This is a genomic window from Hyphomonas johnsonii MHS-2 (assembly GCF_000685275.1).
GTDB classification, from domain to species: Bacteria; Pseudomonadota; Alphaproteobacteria; order Caulobacterales; family Hyphomonadaceae; genus Hyphomonas; species Hyphomonas johnsonii.
In genome coordinates, this window is sequence record NZ_ARYK01000001.1 from 1,023,734 (window position 1) to 1,042,612 (window position 18,879).

An 18,879-nucleotide genomic window follows, 5' to 3' on the forward strand; every position below is an offset into this window, starting at 1 on the left:
AGGAAGTTGATCACACTCTACGATTACTGGCGATCATCGGCGGCCTATCGCGTACGCATTGCGCTCAACCTGAAGGGCGCCGCCTACGAAAGCATTCCGATCAATATTGCCCCGGGCAAGGACGAGCAGTTTGCCGAGTCCTACGCGACCATGAACCCGCAGATGCGCGTCCCGGCGATCATTGTGGATGGTCATGTTATCGGCCAGTCGATGGCGATCATGGAATGGATGGAGGAAACGCTTCCGGGCCCGTCGCTATTGCCGGAATCGCCGCTGGACCGCCTTCGGTCACGGGCCTTTGCCAACGTGATTGCCTGTGACATCCACCCACTCAACAATCTTTCCGTGCTGAGCGCGCTGCGTACTGACTTCCAGGCAGATGATGCGGCCGTTACCCGATGGTACCAGGACTGGATACGGCGCGGGTTTACGGCGCTGGAACTCACGGTTGCCGATTTGCCCCGGACGCCATTTCTCTTCGGCGACCGCCCGACGTTTGCTGAAATTGCGCTTGTGCCTCAGGTCGCCAATGCCCGCCGGTTTGACCTGGATTTGTCGGAATTTCCGCGGCTCGTTGAAATAGATGCCGCAGCACGGCAGCTCGATGCCTTTATCCGCGCCGCGCCCGAGAACCAGGCAAGACCCGCCACTTAGTTCTCTTCACCACGGGCTTCCAGTTGCTCGTCTGTTTCGCCGGGCCTGCGAATGTCGATGATCTCGACTTCCTCGAGCGCCCCCAACGGTTCGGCTGTTTTCGCAACATTCGCTTCCAGCCAGTCGGGGAAGGCAGCCAGCTGTTCTCCTCCGATCGGTGCGGGTTCGGTCACGATGATATTTCCATCCTGGCGCCCGATTTCGACAATCGGCTGGCACGCGTCTCCCGTCAGGCGTTCAGGACAGAAGGGCGCAATGCCTGCGCCGGACGCCACGGCCTGGAACTGGGCACTGTCACCCTTCGGCCGGGTGAGTCTGAGAAACCCGCCAAATCGCTCTCTCAAGGCAGCGTCAGTTTCCAGCTCACGCAGCATGGAGGCGGGCAGGGGGTGCTCCGTGGCGATCACGAAAGCCCGGCCACGATTGTGGGTATCGAGGTAATTCTTGAACGCTGCGGCGAGATCGGGCGCCGACTCTCCGGCCCGATAAAGTGGGGCATAGACAGGGCCAACCGGCGCAAGTTCCTGAGACAGGCCTCCTGCCTGGTGGCGGGCCCGTTCGACATCACGTGAAAGCTCGGATTCGGATTTGGCCGCGAGGTCCTGCTTCGGTCCGACCAGGAACACGTCAACGCCCCATCCGCCCATCCACACCGCTGGCGGAACCTCCGCCGGCGTGGCTGCCCAACTATCCAGCGCGCGATAATCGAATGCCGGCAAGGCCATGGCGGGACGCTGGTCGAAAAAGGTTCGGTACGCCCATGGGCCGAGGCCGATTCCCAGGGCAACAAGGATCGTGAAGACGAGAAGCAATCGTTTCATGGGTATCCCTGCACGATTGAAGGCCTTCAACTGCGCGGGGCGCGCGCCGCTTTGAGGCCGGAATATTGAGGCTGGTCGATAGACAACTGGGCGATTGTGGTAGTTTTGAGATGTTCCAGCAAGCCCGGCGTGCTGATTGACATCGATCCGGTCCGCAATTGTTCGCACAGAGTCCTGTTCAGGGATTGAATGGAATCGCCCGCCTGGGTGCCCAGGAGTGCCTTTAGGCCAGCAAGTTCTTCTGCCTCTGCCGCAGGCCTCTGCTCGATTTCCCGCAACAATGTCGAGAGAACATTCGAGGCCACCCGTGCATAAAATGCCGCGTGGCCAGTCAGCTGCGGCGCGGCAGTATCGTCGATGAAGGACTTTACGGCAGAGATCAGTTCGGCAGGAGAGGGCGCATCGTGCATCTCAGGACACCTTTTCGAGCAGGTTCAGCAGGTCGATCTCGGTTTCCGAAACGCGCCGGCCGATCGCTGCGCGCTCCACGCTGGCATCTGCACCCGAGCGGAATGCTTCATACATGATCATGCACATGATGCCCCATTTCAGGCTTCCGAGCGTCTCCCACCAGTCGATCTGTCGGGTATCGAACCGAACACCACCGGCCTCGGCATAGGCGTCCAGCAGGGAATCGAGGTCTCCAAACCCGCCAACCCTGTTCTCGATCTGGCCGAACCGCCACGAATTGACGCAGATCCAGGCAATATCCTCGCGCGGGTCACCCACATGCGCGAGTTCCCAGTCCAGGACCGACGCCAAGCCCTCTGGCGCAACAATCAGGTTGCCGAGCCGGAAATCCCCATGCACCAGAACTGCAGGCTGCGGCGCTGGCGGATTGGCTTTCAACCAGGCGAGGGCCAGTTCAAACACCGGCCGAGGCAGGTCGAATGCCCGATAGATCGCCTCATACTTGTTGATCTGGTCCAGCCCGTTGCTGTGGGGCAGGGCCGGCAAGGAGGCCAGGTCCGCAGCATGAATGCCAGCAAGCGCCCGTCCACACTGCGCAGCCAGCACAGGCCGCGCTGGCGCATAGGCATCATCCCGAAGGATTTTCCGCCCGAGCGTCTCGCCATCGATTCGTTCCATGATGAACGCTTCGCCGAGATCGGTGCCGGGATCAGATACGCCAAGAACGGCGGGAACTGGCACACCAGCCGTGGCTGCCGCAGCCAGAAGGGCCGCCTCTGTCGCCAGGGACACCGCTTCCGATGACCGCGCCATCGCAACGCCGCCCGGTGCCCGCCTGAGAATCAGCCTGCGGCTGGTGCCCACTCCGGAGACTTCGAAGGCCCAGGTTTCCTGGCTGGCACCGCCAGACAGGCGTTTGAGTGCCTCAATACGGGATTTAGGGCCGAAAAGGCCCTTGGCCCATCGCTCGAGGGCCTTTTCAATGTGGTCTGCACTTCCCATCTTCGCCACAATCGCGCGGAAGATGTGACTCGCCAAGGTCTTACCTTGAGGAACGCAGCGATAGAATAATCGGAGATACTGAATGGCTCGCAAGAAAGACCCGGATATGGGCAGATTGCCGGGGGAGGCCCCGCCGACACAAAGCTTGTTCGGCTGGCTGCGAGGCCGTTTTTTCGCAGGCATGGTCATCGCGGCGCCGATCGCGGTCACATTCCTCATCCTCCAGTTCCTGATTGGGGAAATCGACAAGCGCGTCGTGCCGCTGATTCCTGCGGCCCTGAATCCGGAAACCTACCTGAAATATGCTGTCCCGGGCTTTGGCCTGATCGTGCTCGTTGTCTTCCTGACAATCCTCGGTGCGATCACAACCAACCTGATCGGCCGCTCGGTTGTGGGAATCGGTGACCGCGTCCTCAGCCGGGTTCCGATTGTCCGCTCGCTCTATTCCGCCTTCAAGCAGCTCGTTGAAGTGTTCGCGAAGGACAATACCGACCAGTTCAGCGAAGTTGTCCTGATCGAGTATCCGAAGCCCGGCACGTGGTGCCTCGGCTTTGTGTCTTCGGCGGCTAGGGGAGAGATCGGTGCGGCCCTCGGCCATGAGTTTCTCGGCATTTTCGTGCCGACGACGCCAAACCCGACCTCGGGCTTCCTGATGTATGTCCATGCAAAGGAAGTCATCCGCCTCGGCATGACGGTCGAAGAGGGCGCCAAGATGATCCTGTCGGCGGGCCTGGTCGTTCCGGAATTTCCGCCGGCCGCGAAACCGGAAGGCGGATCAGGCTCCCGAAACCGCACCATCGTCGGCAAATGATCAGCCTGCGCTGCTGGCCACGCGCGGAGTCAACAACTCGCGCACCAGCCTGAGCGCCTGACCACGCGGACCGGCCAGATCCGGATCGCCCTCGACGACAGCGCTTGTGTCCTTCTTTGCGATCTCCAGCAGGTCGGCGTGCCTCGACAGGTCGATGATCCGGTAATCGGTTGCGCCGGCCTGACGCAGGCCCAGCATGTCGCCTGGGCCCCTCAGTTTGAAATCGGCCTCGGCGATTTCAAACCCGTCATCCGTGCTGCGCAGCGTTTCCAGCCGCTCGCGCGCCATGTCGCCAAGCGGAGGGCGATACAATAACAGGCAGAACGAGTCGCGGTCACCGCGTCCGACACGCCCGCGCAGCTGGTGCAATTGGGCCAGGCCAAAGCCCTCAGCCCGCTCAATCACCATGATGGTCGCCTCGGGAACGTCGACACCCACTTCGATCACGGTCGTGGCGACAAGAATCTTTGTTCGCCCGGACCGGAAGTCTTCCAGCGCACTATCCTTGTCAGCTGGCTTCATCCGTCCGTGCACCAGGCCGACAGGAACGGCCAGCCGGTCTTTCAGCGCTGCATGCCGGCCAACAGCTGTGGAATCGTCATCATCCACGTCCACCTTCGGGCAGACCCAGAAGGCCTGCTCGCCCCGCTCGACCGCGCGACCGACCGCCTCCACGACATCATCGATCCGTGTGTCGGGGATGGCACGTGTCTCGACGGGTTTGCGGCCTTCCGGCTTCTCGTCCAGGATGGTGACGTCAAGGTCGCCATGAACGGTCTGCGCCAGCGTTCGGGGAATGGGTGTGGCGCTCATGACCAGCATGTGCGGCGATGTGGCCTTGCCGACCAGGCGCATCCGGTCCTGCACGCCGAAACGGTGCTGTTCGTCGACGATGATCAGCCCGAGATTCTGGAACGATACCGACTCCTGGAAGAGTGCGTGTGTTCCGGCGACGACCTGGATGGTCCCGTCCGCCAATCCCAGCAGCGTGCCTTCGCGGGCCGCGCCCTTGTCCCGGCCAGTCAGCGCCGCCACGGAATAGCCGAGCGGCGAGAGCAGCTTGTCCAGCGTCTCGTATTGCTGGCGCGCAAGCACTTCGGTGGGCGCCATGAACGCTGTCTGGAATCCGCCTGCCGCCGCCTGCACAGCTGCCATCGCGCCCACCAGCGTTTTGCCCGCCCCGACATCCCCCTGCAGCATGCGCCGCATCGGAGACTGGCTCGCCATGTCTTCGGCTATCTCTGCCACCGCCCGTACCTGCGCCCCGGTCTGGCGATAGGGCAGCGTCCGCGCAAGCCGCCCCTGCGCCAAGGGGGCCTTGGGGACGGATGCAGCGATCCGGCGCTTGCGGCTGGCCCGCGCCAATGCGAACGCGGACTCACGTGCGAGGGCCTCGTCATAGGCCAGCCGGTCACGCGCGCGCTGGAACGCCTCTTCGTCATACTCGAGGGGGTTGTGCAGCCCCTGCAGCGCCGCCTTGAACCCAACCCACCCGCGTTGCGCCACCAGGTGCGCGTCTCCCCATTCCGGCAGGTCATCCGGTACAGCCGACAAGGCCTGCAGCGCAAAGCCATGAACCCGCTTGTTCGTCAGGCCGGCCGTCAGCGGGTAGATCGGCTCCACTTCGGGTGGCGGCTCACCTCGGGCCGGATCGACGATATAGTCGGGATGGGTCATCTGGCGCTCACCCTTGAAATCCTCGATTCGCCCGGACACGATCCGTGTGGCGCCCAGCGGGAACTGGCCCTGAAGCCAGCGTCCGTCAGCCCGGAAAAAGGCGACAGTCAGGAACCCTGTCCCGTCAAACAGCTGGATTCGATGGGGGGCCTTGTCGGAATAGGGCGCGTGATAGGCGTGGACTTCGCCCCGCACGGTCGCGACTTCGCCAAAAACGATCTGGTCGAAACTGTCACGGACGCGCCGGTCGACCCATCGCTCGGGCAGGTGCAGCAACAGGTCCCAAACCGCTTCGCCGTCCACAAGTCGTTCGAGCACGGGCTTCAGCTTCGGGCCGACGCCCGTCAGCGTCTCGAGGCCCGCAAAGAGTGGAAACAGTCGCTCATCCCGCATCAGCAAAGACTAGGCGGGCCCGCTCGTGTGTACAATGCAAGTTTGCGAACCCTGCCAGACGCCTGTATCCCTCTCTGAAAGCCAGCGGAGCACGTCATGGAAACGAGAAAGCGGAAACTGAAATTCCGGGCCTGGCGCCGCGGCTTCCGGGAAATGGATCTCCTGATGGGATCCTTCGCCGACAAGCACATCGCCGCCTTTGGTGAAAGTGAGCTCGACGAGTTCGAACGCCTGCTCATCGTGCCGGACTGGGAAGTTTATGCATGGCTGATCGGGCAAACGCCCATCCCTGACAATCAACGGGGTCCGGTGCTGGACCAGTTGATCGCTTTCCGCTACGCCGCGCAGGCCGGTTGATCCTTTCGACCGCGTATCCACGCAACCCACGCTATCCCAAGGGTCAGGATGACTCCCGTTGACCTTCTCAAATCCCTGAGCGGCCCTGCCAGCTTTGCTGGCGCACCGTTTGGTGCCGACATGATCGCGTTTTGCGGCGCTCTGTCGGCGCGTGGCGGAGTCGGACTCTACGTCGCCCGTGATGACAAGGTGGCGAGCACGGCCCGCCGGCTCGCCCAGTTCATTGCGCCCCGACTCGATTGCATCGAGCTGCCGGGGTGGGACACGCTGCCCTATGACCGCATCAGCCCGACGCCCGGTGTCGCCGCACGCCGCTGCGCCGGTCTGGCGCGCCTTGCGCGCTACGATGCCGCGCAGGGGCCACTGCTGGTCATCACGACCGCGACCTCCATCGTGCAGCGTGTTCCGCCCGTGTCGACAATGCGGCGGGCCTCCTTTTCCGTTTCGACAGGACACACTGTCAGCCAGAAGGACCTGACGGACTACCTGTCGATGAACGGCTATGTGCGGGCCAGCACCGTCCGCGAGCAGGGCGAGTTTGCCATTCGCGGCGGGATCATCGACATATTCCCGCCGACGGCTGGCGAACCGTATCGCCTGGATTTCTTCGGGGACGCGCTGGAAACGCTGCGAACCTTCGATACCGAAACCCAGCGATCCACCGGGGATGCCAACTCGGTCGCTTTCGCGCCCGTCAGCGAACTCCTCTTCGATGATGACATTCTCAGCGTTTTCCGTGAACGCTACCTCGCCACATTCGGCCCGCCATCCGGCGACCAGATGTACGAATCGGCCCGCGCGTCGATCCGTCGCCAGGGTGTTGAAGCCTGGTTGCCGCTGTTCCATGACCATCTCCAGACCCTGTTCGACTATGTCGGGCCGGATTGCCTGATCGGGTTCGGGCACCTGGCGGGCGAAGCGGCCGCAGAGCGCCTCGCGCAGGCACTGGACTATTATACGGCGCGCCTTGAGGCCGCCGACGGTGACCCGCACAGGGCCAAGGTTCTGGAACCCAGCGCGCTGTACCTTGAAACGCCGGACCTCGAGCAGCAATTGGCGACGCATGCCGTTGTCCGGTTCAGCCCGGCCGAAGCGACGGGCGGCGCATACGACATTGGCGCCCGGATCGGCCGGGACTTCGCGCCAGAGCGCCTGCGGGCGGACGAGAACGTGTTCGAGGTGACGATCGCTCACGCGCGTGCCCTCTACGCGTCGGGAAAACCCGTCGTGCTGGCGGCCTGGTCGACAGGCTCGGCAGATCGCCTGATCAACGTCATGGCGGACCACGGGCTGCCAAACCTCGCGCAGGTTCACACGCTCGAAGCCGCCCGCAAGACTGATTTCACGGTTGTCGAACTGCCGCTCGAATCCGGCTTCGTATCGCCGGAGATCGCAGTCATCTCCGAGGCGGACATTCTGGGTGACCGCCTGGCCGGGCCGCGCAGGAAGCGGAAATCCGCCAGCTATATCACTGACGCCGCAGCACTGTCCCAGGACGACCTCGTGGTCCACGTTGACCACGGCGTCGGCCGGTATATCGGCCTGAAGACACTCGACGTCACCGGCGCGCCCCACGACTGTCTCCAGCTTGAATATGCCGGCGGAGACATGATTTTCCTGCCGGTCGAGAACATCGATCTCATCAGCCGGTACGGGTCTGAGGACTCCGACAGTCAACTCGACCGGTTGGGAGGCGCTGGCTGGCAAACGCGCAAGGCCAAGGCCAAGAAGCGTATCCTCGAAATGGCGGCCGAGTTGATGGCGATTGCTGCGGCCCGTGCGCTGAAGCGCGCCGACGCACTCGCGGCGGGGCAGGGGCTGTATGAGGAATTCGCCGCCCGGTTCCCTTACGAGGAAACTGATGACCAGTTGAATGCCATCGAGGACGTTTTGAGCGATCTTGCGTCCGGCAAGCCGATGGACCGCCTCGTCTGCGGTGATGTCGGTTTCGGAAAGACCGAAGTCGCCCTGCGCGCTGCCTTCATGGCAGCCATGAGCGGAAAGCAGGTCGCCGTGATCGCACCGACCACGCTGCTCGCCCGCCAGCACTACAAGACCTTTACCGAACGCTTCGCGGGTTGGCCCCTCAAGGTGCGCCACCTCTCCCGCCTCGTCGGTCAGCGCGAGTCTGTCGAAACCCGTGACGGCCTCGCAGATGGCAGCATCGACGTCGTCATCGGCACGCACGCACTGCTGGCCAAGGGGATGGAGTTCAAGCGGCTCGGCCTGCTGATCGTGGACGAGGAGCAGCGCTTTGGCGTCAAGCACAAGGAGCGCCTCAAGGAGCTGAAGGCCGATGTCCACGTCCTGACCCTGTCAGCAACCCCCATCCCGCGCACCCTCCAGATGGCGCTCACGGGCATCCGCGACCTCTCCATCATCGCCACGCCACCGGTCGACCGCCTCGCTGTGCGCACCTACATCACGGAAGAAGACACCGTCACGTTGCGCGAAGCCCTGCTGCGCGAAAAATACCGCGGCGGGCAGGCATTCTTCGTCGCGCCACGGATCCAGGATCTCGACAAGCTCGAAAAGTTCCTGTCCACTCAGGTGCCCGAAGTGTCATTCATCGTTGCCCACGGCCAGATGGCGGCAGGTGAACTCGAAGACATCATGACCGCGTTCTACGAGGGCAAGTATGATGTCCTTCTCTCGACCACGATCGTCGAAAGCGGCCTGGACATTCCACGCGCGAACACACTGATCATTCACCGCGCCGACATGTTCGGCCTGGCCCAGCTCTACCAGCTGCGTGGTCGTGTCGGTCGATCGAAGCTGCGCGCCTACGCCTATTTCACGACACCGAAGGACCGCATCGTCACCGAGATGGCCGAAAAACGCCTCAAGGTCCTGCAGTCACTCGACTCTCTGGGTGCCGGGTTCCAGCTCGCCAGCCACGACCTGGACATGCGCGGGTCAGGCAATCTGCTCGGCGACCAGCAATCCGGCCAGGTCCGCGAAGTCGGTGTCGAACTCTACCAGTCCATGCTCGAGGACGCCGTAAAGGCCCTTCAGGCGGGTGCCCACGACGGCGACGACGTGGTCGACGATTGGTCGCCGCAGATCAATCTCGGGGTCGCCGTCCTCATTCCGGAAGACTATGTCGAGGATCTCACGATCCGCCTGTCGCTGTACCGACGGCTCGCAGACATCAGCACCCCGGCGGAACGCGAATCGTTTGCCGCGGAATTGATCGACCGTTTCGGACCGCTGCCTGAACCTACGCGGCAATTGCTGGAAGTGACGGCCATCAAGGTTCAGTGCAAGGCGCTGGGAATCTCGCGGCTGGATTGCGGCATCAAGGGCGCCGTGTTTGCCTTCCGGCCCGACACCGTCATGGACCCGGCCAGATTGATGGAACTGGTGCGCACCCGCCCGAGCACGCTGAAGCTGCGCCCGGACTCCAAGCTGGTGCATTCCGGCCTCGGTGGCGAAGCCGAGCGCCGTCTCGCCGGCGTGAAAGCGTTCCTCAAGGAACTTGAGGCCGTCGCAGGCCACGTGGCGGCCTAGGCGGCGTCGAGACGCATGAACGGGCCTGACAATCCGGCCCCCAGCAGTGTCGTCGGCGTATGGTAGGCGCGCTTTTCCACAACACGCCAGTTAAGCACCAGGCCGGATAGCGCCGGGTGAGCAGCGACTTGCAGCGCAATGCGGCCAGCCAGCCGCGCGGCGCCTCGATAAGGCGTGGACGGCATCGAAACCACAATCGTTCCGGCCGCAACGACGGCGGCAGAATCTGTATCGCGAAGCATCGGCTTGAGGCAGCTGCTCAGCGCCTTCAGCGTTTCAATATCGGTCTTTCGGTCTCCACCGAGCTTCAGCGTCATCACCGACAGCGGTGTTTCAAACTGTTCGGCAAGGCGCATCTGGCGCGCGAGGTGGATTTCGATGAATCTTCGAGAGAGCAGGCCAGTCGCGAGATCGGTCATTTCTGATGTGAGTGATGGCCCCGGCAAGACAGGCATTTCGGCCTGATAGCGCCGCGCGAGCGACTCGATCTGCGTTGCCATCGACCCGACGTCTCCGGCAAGGTCGATGATCTCGTCAGCCGAGGCGACCAGGTTCCCTGACACGCTGTTCAGGTCGACGCCAGGATCCAGGATCGCAAACACGGGTACGCCACCCAGCAGGTCGTCCGGCAAGTCCATGCCCACCGGCAGGTCTGCCCGGGATACATCCACGAGAGCGGCCACAAAGCGTTTGCTCGCCAGGTAGTCGCGGGTCGTCTTGCGGGTCAGCGCGGCCGTTACGGATACGCCCCGCAAAGTCAGCGCCCCTTGCAGCGACAGGAACAGGGGAGAGCCCACGCCCAGGTAAAGCAGGCTGGGCGATGCGTCCGGGTCGGTCATGGCCAGCTTGGCGCCAAACTGGCTGGCCGTCTCGGCGCGAATGGCGAATTCCCGCTGCCGCGCACCCCGCCGCGCCAGCGCTGACAGGCGCCCCTTCAGGAGGGTCAGGTCCCGGTCGCGACGGATCGTGATCGCGTCCGTGAGGGCCAGTCCGGTTTCGGCGACGTCCAGCACGGCCAGCGGCCGCGTGAGCCCGGCCATGCACGCTCGGGCACACCGCGCGATCACCTCACGTGGCACGCTCGAAATGTCGACGAGCAACGGATCTGTGGAGTTGAAATCCACTTGCGCACTGGCAGGGTAGGGCCGCATGCCACCCGACCGCAAACGCGACATGATCATTTCCAGACGCGGACTTGTCGCCGCAATCTCGATGGGCGGGTCGAGATATGACAGATCAGACATATGAGACTCGCTTGGCCGCCGTCTGGACGACGTTGGGACACCCCTAGCTTTTGCGCCTCCGACACTTAATGTTCCGCTAAACCGGGCCGACTGGCCGTACAGATTGGGAGAATATGATGGCGAGTGGCCCCTTGGATGGTGTGAAGATTGTCGAGTTCGCAGGGATTGGACCCGGTCCATTCTGCGGAATGCTGCTGTCGGACATGGGCGCGGACGTGATTCGAATTGATCGCCCGGGCGATGGACGGCCCGGACGGGCCGCCGACGTCATGAGCCGCGGGCGGCGCTCGATCAGTCTCAATCTGAAAGACCCGGCAGACGTGGAAGTGGCGATGAAACTCATCGAGAAGGCCGATGGCCTGATTGAAGGGTTCCGGCCCGGCGTCATGGAACGCAACGGCCTCGGGCCGGATGCGGTGCTGGCACGCAGTCCAAAGCTGGTCTACGGGCGGATGACGGGTTGGGGCCAGTTCGGCTCTCTGTCCCAGGCCGCAGGCCATGACCTCAACTACATCGCCCTGACGGGGGCGCTTCACGCAATGGGCCGCAAGGACGAACGGCCCAGCCCACCGCTCAACCTGGTCGGTGACTATGGCGGCGGGGCACTCTACCTCGCCATGGGCCTCCTGGCCGGCATCGTTAACGTGAAGAATGGCGGCGAGGGCCAGGTTATCGACGTTGCCATGACCGATGGCGCCGCATCGCTCTCCACCATGTTCTTCGGCATGAAGGCCATGGGCATCTGGACCGACGAGCGCGAATCGAACCTGCTCGATGGTGGCGCGCACTTCTACGATACCTACGAGTGCAGCGACGGAAAATGGGTGTCGATCGGCTCCATCGAACCCCAGTTCTATGCCTTGCTCCTTGAAAAGGGCGGCATCACGGATCCTGAATTCCAGGCGCAGATGGACCGCTCCAAATGGGGGAGCCTCAAGGCAAAGCTGATGGCACTCTTCAAAACCAAGACCCGGGATGAATGGTGCGCCATCATGGAAGGGACCGACATCTGCTTTGCGCCCGTCCTGTCAATGGCCGAAGCGCCAAGCCACCCGCACAATGCCGAGCGGAAGACCTTTGTGGAAGTTGAGGGTGTCGTCCAGCCGGCACCAGCCCCCCGCTTCTCCGCCACGCCCGCCGAAATACAGCGGCGGCCGGCCGGCGTCGGCGAGCATACGGATGAAATCCTACGCGACTGGCAAGTGAGTCGCTGATGAGCGCCCTTCCGGGCACCACCGGACGGCGCCGGATCTACCTGATGCGGCACGGGTTCGTGGACTATACGTCCGAAGCCGTGCGCATGGCGCGTGATCCGTCGGTTGCCACGCTGACCCCGGCGGGGGAACAGGAAGCCCTGGCTGCCGGTGTCGCCCTGTCGGATGTCCATTTCGATCTGGCGATTTGCACCGGCCTTATCCGCACCCGGCAGACGGCAGAGATCGTGCTTGCCCAACATCCAAACGCGCCGGTCCTGGAGGAAGAGCCTCGTTTTGGTGAGCTTCGGTCCGGGCAGTATATTGATTTCAAGTCCGCTGAACATCTCGCGGCAACGATGACGTTCCTGTTCGAACAGGCCGGGGAACCGGACGCCTGTTTTCTGCCAGGTGGCGAGAAATTCGCTGATGCGCTGGATCGGATCCTCGAGGGGCTCAGTGACCTTCTGACACGCCCGGACTGGGCCAGCGCCCTTGTCGTCGCGCACGAAGTGGTCAACCGCATGGTCCTGGCGTCTGTCGTCGGGGCGCCGCTTGGTGCCAGCGCCGGTTCGAACAGGATACAGGCTGCATAAACATTATCGACTTCGACCTTGTGCCCGACGCCAACGGAAACCGGACAAGAATCGAGCGCGGCGTGATCAAGGCAGTCAACCTGACACCCGCCAACTACCTCAAGAACGGCATGAATCTCCGCAGCCTCGAGGCCATATTCACCCAACCCGAGCCACCCGCCTGAGTTCGCGTGACACGCGATTTTTGGCGCCGCAGATCAACCTGAACGGAACATAACGCCACCCCCCGGCTCTGTTCAGGTTTACTTCGCTATTAACCGTGATGTCGGCCCTGAACCATCCAGGCTATTTGCCAAGGCGATGGGGCGACGTCCTTCTTGCTTACCTGGCCGCCCTTCGGGGCGGCCCTTTTCTTGCGCAGTACAATAATGCAGCTAAGGTCGCGCAATCGAGACAGATGGCGAGGGCTGAAATTGAAACGAATCATGACGAGCGGGCTAGTTCTGGCGCTGGTGGCCTGTGCGCCCAAGGCGCCGCCTCCCGAGGCCGTGGCCGCACCCGATCCTGCAGAAACAGCTGCCGAACTGCATGAGCGCTTGCTCGTCATGGATTCCCACCTCGACACGCCCGCCAATTTCTCGAAGCCTGACTATGATATCATGGCTGACAACCCGACCCAGCTTGGTGAAGTCCAGGTCGACTTCCCGAAAATGCAGCGCGGCGGACTTGATGGCGGATTCTGGGTGACGTTCCTGCCGCAAGGCCCCCTGGATGCGGCCTCCTATGAGGCGGCAAAGACTGCCGCCCTCAAGCGGAATGACGAAATCCACGCCATGGTCGCTGCGCATCCGGACACGTTCGAACTCGCCTATACCGCCGAAGACGCTGCCCGGATCGCAGCGTCGGGCAAACGGATTGTCTTCCAGTCCATCGAGAACAGCTATCCGCTCGGCACGGATATTTCGATGGTCGAGACCTTCTACGATCGCGGTGTTCGCATGATCGGCCCAGTCCATTTTCGCGACAACCAGTTTGCTGACAGCGCGACAGACCTCTCGGCAAACGACTATGGCGGCCTCAGCCCGCTGGGCCAGCAGCTTGTGCGGGAAGCCAACCGGCTCGGCATGGTCCTCGATGGCTCGCATGCCGCCGATGCGACAGTTGACGACATGATCGAACTCTCGACGACACCGATTATCCTGTCACACACGGGTGCGAAGGCCATCTATGACCACCCGCGCAATGTCGACGACGCCCTGATGCAGAAAGTCGCGGATAATGGCGGCGTCATCCAGATCAATGCTTATGGCGGCTACCTGGAATTGCTGGAGCCGACACCTGAGCGGCAGGCGGCCCTCGACGCGCTGGCGACCGAATTCGAAGGCGAGACAATCGCGACCGCCGATGCCGAGACCCGAGACCGGTACATCGCACGCATGAAAGAGATTGACGCGGCCTTCCCACCGCCGCGCTCCACCTTCGAGAAATTCATGGAGCACATGAACCATGCGCTCGAACTGGTCGGGCCGGACCATGTCGGCATGGGCGCCGACTGGGATGGCGGCGGCGGTGTCATCGGGATGGAGGACGTATCCTTCCTGCCGAAAGTCACGGAGCGGCTCCTCGCGGAAGGCTATTCCGCAGAGGATATCCAGAAGATATGGAGCGGGAACTTGCTGCGCGTGCTGCAGCAGGCCGAGGCCAACAAGGAAACCTCCCCAGCGCAATAGGGCAGGGGCGGGAACATTTCACTGGTTTGGTGAGGTTCATGCCTTGCAAAGCCTTGCCGGCGTCTGTAAGAGGCCGGTTCCATTTCACGCGCTGAAAATGCGCAACAATCCGGATACCTGTCATGGCAGTCCCCAAGAGTAAGATTTCCAAGTCCCGTCGCGGTCAGCGCCGCTCGCACGACCGGCTTGCGATGAACACCTATATCGAAGACGCCCAGTCGGGTGAGCTTCGCAGGCCGCACCACATCGATCTCAAGACCGGCGTGTATCGTGGCCGCCAGGTGCTCGAACCGAAGAGCGATATCTAGTCAGGTTGCGCAAATGCGCGCACATGACTAAGGGTTTCAGCGCCTCCCGCCACCCGGCAGGGGGCGCTTTTCACATCTGACGCAAACAAAACCACATACGAGGGGCCACGGAACGCCATGAGCGAGATCATCGACATTCACGCACGCGAAATTCTCGACAGCCGGGGCAATCCGACGGTGGAGGTTGATGTCACCCTTGATGACGGTTCAACAGGCCGGGCTGCGGTCCCGTCGGGCGCCTCGACGGGCGCTTACGAAGCCCACGAGCAACGCGACGGCGACAAGTCCCGCTATGGCGGCAAGGGCGTTCTCAAGGCAGTCGATGCCGTGAACGGCGAGATCTACAATGAAATCGAGGGCATGGACGCAACCGACCAGCGCCTGATCGACATGATGATGATTGATCTCGATGGCACAGAAAACAAGTCGCGCCTCGGTGCCAATGCCATTCTCGGTGTGTCGATGGCGGTCGCAAAGGCCGCTGCCGAGAGCTCGGCCATGCCGCTCTACCGCTATATCGGGGGCGCCAATGCCCGCGTCCTGCCGACTCCGATGATGAACATCATCAATGGTGGCGCACACGCAGACAACCCGATCGACATCCAGGAATTCATGGTCATGCCGGTCAGTGCCGAAAGCATGGCCGACGCCGTCCGCATGGGCGCGGAAGTCTTCCATGCGCTGAAGAAGACGCTCCACAGCGCCGGGCACAACACGAATGTCGGCGATGAAGGCGGCTTTGCCCCGAACATTGGCTCAACGGACGAAGCCATCGGCTTCATCATGAAAGCCATCGAAACGGCCGGTTATGTCCCCGGCGAAGATATCGCACTCGCCCTCGATGCGGCCTCCACCGAATTCTACAAGGACGGCAAGTACAACCTTGCAGGCGAGAGCAAGATCCTCGGATCGGAAGAATTCGCCAAATACCTCGCTGATCTCTGCGGGCGCTACCCGATTGTCTCCATCGAAGACGGCATGGCTGAAGATGATTGGGACGGATGGGTCGCCCTTACCGAAATGATCGGCGACCGGGTCCAACTCGTCGGTGACGACCTGTTCGTGACCAATCCCGAGCGGCTTTCCACCGGCCTCCAGAAAGGCGCTGCCAATTCCATCCTCATCAAGGTCAACCAGATCGGCACCTTGTCGGAAACCCTGGATGCCGTCGAACTCGCCCATTTGCACGCCTACACGGCTGTCATGTCCCACCGCTCCGGCGAAACGGAAGACACCACAATTGCAGATCTCGCGGTCGCAACCAATTGCGGGCAGATCAAGACGGGCTCCCTGTCGCGCTCGGACCGGATTGCGAAATACAACCAGCTTATCCGCATCGAGGAAGAACTGGGCCCGATCGGCATCTATGCCGGGCGGTCGCGCATCAACGCCGCCTAGCGCAAACGTGCGGTTAACCAATCGCCGCTACAGATTTCGGCCATGGTATCCCGCCTCGAAGCCTTCGGGCTCAGCGCTCTTGTGCTCTATTTCGCCTACCACGCCTTTGCGGGGGAGAAGGGGCTTGGCCGTTGGTCGGACGCTCAGCTGGAACTTGAAGACAGGCAGGCTGAACTGGCGGTCCTGGATACCGAAATCAGCCGGCTGCGCACCGACATTCGGCGTTTGACCCCCGGATCCGTCGATCCCGACTACGTGGAGGCCCTTGCGCGCGACAAGCTCGCATTTGTATACCCAAATGAGATCGTTCTGATCACGCCGGAGCGTAGCGTTGCAAAATGACATAGATGTTCTGACTTGTCGCTGCGTAAGCACGCATACATAAGACTGGAAGGGATGGAGCATCTGATGGCAACAAAACCAAAGAGTTCAAAAAAAGCACCCGCTAAGTCCAGCAAGGCGGACATGCTCGAATATTATCGCGGGATGCTGCTGATCCGGCGCTTTGAAGAAAAGGCCGGCCAGCTATACGGCATGGGCAAGATTGCCGGCTTTTGTCACCTCTATATTGGCCAGGAGGCTGTCGTCACCGGCATGCAGGCATGCCTCAAGGATGGCGACCAGGTCATTACCGGCTACCGTGACCACGGACACATGCTCGCCTGCGGCCTCGACCCGAAAGGCGTCATGGCAGAGCTCACCGGACGCTCGGGCGGCCTTTCCAAGGGCAAGGGCGGCTCCATGCACATGTTCAGCCGCGAAAAGAACTTCTTCGGCGGTCACGGCATCGTCGGCGCCCAGGTGCCGATCGGCACCGGGCTCGCATTCGCCAACAAGTACAAAGGTGGCGACAACGTATCCGTTGCATATTTCGGGGATGGCGCGGCCAACCAGGGGCAGGTCTACGAGGCCTTCAACATGGCGTCGCTGTGGGACCTGCCGGTCATCTACGTCATCGAGAACAACCAGTACGCGATGGGCACAAGCGTGGCCCGGGCATCTGCCGAAGTCGAACTCTTCAAGCGCGGCATCAGTTTCGAGATCGAAGGCGAAGCCGTGGATGGCATGGATGTGCTCGCCGTGAAGGAGGCCGGTGAAAGGGCCGTGAAATACGCCCGGTCCGGCAAGGGACCCTACATTCTTGAAATGAAGACCTACCGCTATCGCGGCCACTCGATGTCCGACCCCGCCAAATATCGCAAGCGCGAGGAAGTTGACGACATTCGGTCCCACCACGACCCGATCGAGGGCCTGAAGGCGCAGTTGGTCGAGGACGGCCATGCAACCGAGGATGAACTCAAGGATATCGACAAGGAGATCAAGGGAATCGTGAAGGACGCTGCAGACTTTTCGCTGGAGAGCCCGGAACCGGACCCATCAGAACTCTGGACAGATGTCCTGCGCGAAACGGAGACTGCATAGATGTCCGTCGATATCCTGATGCCAGCCCTGTCGCCCACCATGGAAGAGGGCACGCTTTCGAAGTGGCTGAAGAAAGAAGGCGATACGATTTCGTCCGGCGATGTGATCGCCGAGATCGAGACCGACAAGGCGACGATGGAAGTCGAAGCCGTCGATGAAGGCGTCCTCGCCAAGATTCTCGTCGCCGAAGGCACCGAGGGTGTGAAGGTCAACGCCGTGATTGCCGTTCTCGCAGAAGACGGCGAAGACGCCAGCAGCGTGACGCCCAAGGCGAACGGTGCAACGTCGCCTGCCAAGCCTGAAACCAGCGATGCCGTCGCGACGCCTGCCGCCGCCGAAGATGCGCCAGCCACGAAAGGCGAGGAGTCAGCGCCCGCCGCGCCGGTGCGTTCCGACCCGTCGATTCCCGACGGCACCACCTTCACCGAGACCACCGTGCGCGACGCGCTGCGTGACGCCATGGCCGAGGAAATGCGCCGCGACGAAACGGTCTTCGTCATGGGCGAGGAAGTTGCGGAATACCAGGGCGCCTACAAGGTCACACGCGAACTGCTGCAGGAATTCGGCGCTCGCCGCGTGGTCGATACGCCGATCACCGAGCACGGCTTTGCCGGCCTCGGGGTTGGCGCCGCCTTTGGTGGCCTCAAACCCATTGTCGAATTCATGACCTTCAACTTCGCCATGCAGGCGATGGACCAGATCATCAACTCCGCCGCCAAGACGCTCTACATGTCCGGCGGTCAGATGGGGTGCCCGATCGTGTTCCGTGGCCCCAACGGCGCAGCGTCTCGTGTCGGCGCCCAGCACAGCCAGGACTACGCTTCCTGGTATGGCCATATCCCGGGCTTGAAGGTTATCGCGCCGTATGACGCCGCCGATGCCAAGGGCCTCCTCAAGGCCGCCATCCGCGACCCGAATCCGGTCATTTTTCTCGAGCACGAACTTCTCTACGGCACCAGCTTCCCGGTTCCGGACCTTGATGATCACGTGCTTCCCATCGGCAAGGCCTCGGTCAAGCGGGCCGGGTCCGATGTCACGCTCGTTGCCTATTCCCGCATGGTCGGCTTTGCGCTGCAGGCGGCGGAAGAACTGGCAGGGCAGGGGATCGACGCCGAAGTTATCGACCTGCGCTCGATCCGGCCGCTCGACACGGCCACCGTGGTCGACAGCGTCAAGAAGACCAACCGGCTTGTCACGTGCGAGGAAGGCTGGCGCTTCATGGGCGTTGGTGCGGAAATCGCCGCCTCGGTCGTCGCCGATGCCTTCGACTATCTCGACGCGCCACCCGCCCGCGTCCACCAGAAGGATGTGCCGCTCCCCTACGCCGCCAATCTCGAAGCGATGAGCCTCCCCAGCGTCGCCGACATCGTCGCAGCAGCCCGCAAGGTCTGCTACGTGGACCAGGAGTAGCG

17 protein-coding genes are annotated in these 18,879 nt (G+C 62.3%); 12 read left to right on the plus strand and 5 right to left on the minus strand.

Annotation, left to right across the window (positions count from 1 at the left end; genetic code table 11):
• Positions 1 to 6: 6 nt before the first annotated feature.
• The gene (gene maiA / locus HJO_RS04845; protein ID WP_035613999.1) at positions 7 to 654 is read left to right on the plus strand and encodes a maleylacetoacetate isomerase; all 648 of its coding nucleotides are present in this window, start codon (positions 7 to 9) and stop codon (positions 652 to 654) included.
• Here maiA and HJO_RS04850 read toward each other — a convergent pair.
• From HJO_RS04850 to HJO_RS04860, 3 genes are read right to left on the minus strand one after another with little or no spacing between them, the layout of a single operon-like run.
• The gene (locus tag HJO_RS04850) at positions 651 to 1,475 is read right to left on the minus strand and encodes a hypothetical protein (RefSeq protein ID WP_035614002.1); all 825 of its coding nucleotides are present in this window, start codon (positions 1,473 to 1,475) and stop codon (positions 651 to 653) included. The two genes, maiA and HJO_RS04850, sit on opposite strands and share 4 nt — an antisense overlap.
• A gap of 26 nt (positions 1,476 to 1,501) precedes the next feature.
• The gene (locus HJO_RS04855) at positions 1,502 to 1,885 is read right to left on the minus strand and encodes a DUF6285 domain-containing protein (RefSeq protein ID WP_035614004.1); all 384 of its coding nucleotides are present in this window, start codon (positions 1,883 to 1,885) and stop codon (positions 1,502 to 1,504) included.
• Position 1,886: 1 nt separating this feature from the next.
• A complete protein-coding gene (locus HJO_RS04860) occupies positions 1,887 to 2,924 on the minus strand; it encodes a phosphotransferase family protein (RefSeq protein ID WP_241764663.1) in 1,038 nt (345 codons plus the stop codon).
• 46 nt (positions 2,925 to 2,970) lie between these two features.
• Between HJO_RS04860 and HJO_RS04865 the strand changes: the two genes are divergently transcribed.
• Positions 2,971 to 3,699, plus strand: a complete 729-nt coding sequence (locus HJO_RS04865) for a DUF502 domain-containing protein (protein WP_051618215.1) — start codon at positions 2,971 to 2,973, stop codon at positions 3,697 to 3,699.
• Here the strand turns inward: HJO_RS04865 and recG are convergent, their stop codons facing one another.
• Positions 3,700 to 5,769, minus strand: a complete 2,070-nt coding sequence (gene recG, locus HJO_RS04870; RefSeq protein ID WP_035614008.1) for an ATP-dependent DNA helicase RecG — start codon at positions 5,767 to 5,769, stop codon at positions 3,700 to 3,702.
• Between the two features lie 96 nt (positions 5,770 to 5,865).
• Here recG and HJO_RS04875 point away from each other — a divergent pair, with 96 nt between their 5' ends.
• Both HJO_RS04875 and mfd read left to right on the plus strand, forming a co-directional pair.
• A complete protein-coding gene (locus tag HJO_RS04875; protein WP_035614011.1) occupies positions 5,866 to 6,126 on the plus strand; it encodes an FAD assembly factor SdhE in 261 nt (86 codons plus the stop codon).
• 48 nt (positions 6,127 to 6,174) lie between these two features.
• Positions 6,175 to 9,636: a transcription-repair coupling factor gene (mfd, locus tag HJO_RS04880; RefSeq protein WP_035614014.1), complete on the plus strand. Its 3,462-nt coding sequence runs from the start codon at positions 6,175 to 6,177 to the stop codon at positions 9,634 to 9,636.
• On the opposite strand, the gene HJO_RS04885 is transcribed toward mfd, so the two are convergent.
• The gene (locus HJO_RS04885) at positions 9,633 to 10,880 is read right to left on the minus strand and encodes a nucleotidyl cyclase domain-containing protein (RefSeq protein ID WP_035614017.1); all 1,248 of its coding nucleotides are present in this window, start codon (positions 10,878 to 10,880) and stop codon (positions 9,633 to 9,635) included. The genes mfd and HJO_RS04885 overlap by 4 nt on opposite strands.
• Before the next feature lie 116 nt (positions 10,881 to 10,996).
• Here HJO_RS04885 and HJO_RS04890 point away from each other — a divergent pair, with 116 nt between their 5' ends.
• From HJO_RS04890 to HJO_RS04925, 8 genes are all read left to right on the plus strand, one after another.
• Positions 10,997 to 12,094, plus strand: a complete 1,098-nt coding sequence (locus HJO_RS04890) for a CaiB/BaiF CoA transferase family protein (protein ID WP_035614582.1) — start codon at positions 10,997 to 10,999, stop codon at positions 12,092 to 12,094.
• Positions 12,094 to 12,669 (plus strand): histidine phosphatase family protein, encoded by a 576-nt coding sequence (locus HJO_RS04895; protein ID WP_051618216.1) that lies wholly within the window; start codon positions 12,094 to 12,096, stop codon positions 12,667 to 12,669. Before HJO_RS04890 ends, HJO_RS04895 begins: the two co-directional genes overlap by 1 nt.
• A 425-nt stretch (positions 12,670 to 13,094) precedes the next feature.
• Positions 13,095 to 14,339 (plus strand): dipeptidase, encoded by a 1,245-nt coding sequence (locus tag HJO_RS04900; protein ID WP_084141474.1) that lies wholly within the window; start codon positions 13,095 to 13,097, stop codon positions 14,337 to 14,339.
• 122 nt (positions 14,340 to 14,461) lie between these two features.
• The gene (gene rpmF / locus HJO_RS04905) at positions 14,462 to 14,647 is read left to right on the plus strand and encodes a 50S ribosomal protein L32 (protein WP_035614020.1); all 186 of its coding nucleotides are present in this window, start codon (positions 14,462 to 14,464) and stop codon (positions 14,645 to 14,647) included.
• Positions 14,648 to 14,764: 117 nt separating this feature from the next.
• Positions 14,765 to 16,045 carry a phosphopyruvate hydratase gene (gene eno, locus HJO_RS04910; protein ID WP_035614024.1) on the plus strand — a complete coding sequence of 427 codons (1,281 nt, stop codon included), beginning with the start codon at positions 14,765 to 14,767 and terminating at the stop codon, positions 16,043 to 16,045.
• A gap of 42 nt (positions 16,046 to 16,087) precedes the next feature.
• Positions 16,088 to 16,387: an FtsB family cell division protein gene (locus HJO_RS04915; RefSeq protein WP_035614028.1), complete on the plus strand. Its 300-nt coding sequence runs from the start codon at positions 16,088 to 16,090 to the stop codon at positions 16,385 to 16,387.
• 66 nt (positions 16,388 to 16,453) lie between these two features.
• A complete protein-coding gene (pdhA, locus tag HJO_RS04920) occupies positions 16,454 to 17,467 on the plus strand; it encodes a pyruvate dehydrogenase (acetyl-transferring) E1 component subunit alpha (protein ID WP_035614585.1) in 1,014 nt (337 codons plus the stop codon).
• Entirely contained in the window at positions 17,468 to 18,877 is a 1,410-nt protein-coding gene (locus tag HJO_RS04925) for a pyruvate dehydrogenase complex E1 component subunit beta (protein ID WP_035614031.1), read from the plus strand.
• Positions 18,878 to 18,879 lie beyond the last annotated feature (2 nt).

What these genes read in the sequence shown, in the direction of transcription:
- HJO_RS04850 (WP_035614002.1), bottom strand. Translation starts at nt 1,475, where the DNA reads ATGAAACGATTGCTTCTCGTCTTCACGATCCTTGTTGCCCTGGGAATC.
- HJO_RS04855 (WP_035614004.1), bottom strand. Translation starts at nt 1,885, where the DNA reads ATGCACGATGCGCCCTCTCCTGCCGAACTGATCTCTGCCGTAAAGTCC.
- HJO_RS04865 (WP_051618215.1), top strand. Translation starts at nt 2,971, where the DNA reads ATGGCTCGCAAGAAAGACCCGGATATGGGCAGATTGCCGGGGGAGGCC.
- recG (WP_035614008.1), bottom strand. Translation starts at nt 5,769, where the DNA reads ATGCGGGATGAGCGACTGTTTCCACTCTTTGCGGGCCTCGAGACGCTG.
- HJO_RS04875 (WP_035614011.1), top strand. Translation starts at nt 5,866, where the DNA reads ATGGAAACGAGAAAGCGGAAACTGAAATTCCGGGCCTGGCGCCGCGGC.
- mfd (WP_035614014.1), top strand. Translation starts at nt 6,175, where the DNA reads ATGACTCCCGTTGACCTTCTCAAATCCCTGAGCGGCCCTGCCAGCTTT.
- HJO_RS04885 (WP_035614017.1), bottom strand. Translation starts at nt 10,880, where the DNA reads ATGTCTGATCTGTCATATCTCGACCCGCCCATCGAGATTGCGGCGACA.
- HJO_RS04890 (WP_035614582.1), top strand. Translation starts at nt 10,997, where the DNA reads ATGGCGAGTGGCCCCTTGGATGGTGTGAAGATTGTCGAGTTCGCAGGG.
- HJO_RS04895 (WP_051618216.1), top strand. Translation starts at nt 12,094, where the DNA reads ATGAGCGCCCTTCCGGGCACCACCGGACGGCGCCGGATCTACCTGATG.
- HJO_RS04900 (WP_084141474.1), top strand. Translation starts at nt 13,095, where the DNA reads ATGACGAGCGGGCTAGTTCTGGCGCTGGTGGCCTGTGCGCCCAAGGCG.
- rpmF (WP_035614020.1), top strand. Translation starts at nt 14,462, where the DNA reads ATGGCAGTCCCCAAGAGTAAGATTTCCAAGTCCCGTCGCGGTCAGCGC.
- eno (WP_035614024.1), top strand. Translation starts at nt 14,765, where the DNA reads ATGAGCGAGATCATCGACATTCACGCACGCGAAATTCTCGACAGCCGG.
- HJO_RS04915 (WP_035614028.1), top strand. Translation starts at nt 16,088, where the DNA reads ATGGTATCCCGCCTCGAAGCCTTCGGGCTCAGCGCTCTTGTGCTCTAT.
- pdhA (WP_035614585.1), top strand. Translation starts at nt 16,454, where the DNA reads ATGGCAACAAAACCAAAGAGTTCAAAAAAAGCACCCGCTAAGTCCAGC.
- HJO_RS04925 (WP_035614031.1), top strand. Translation starts at nt 17,468, where the DNA reads ATGTCCGTCGATATCCTGATGCCAGCCCTGTCGCCCACCATGGAAGAG.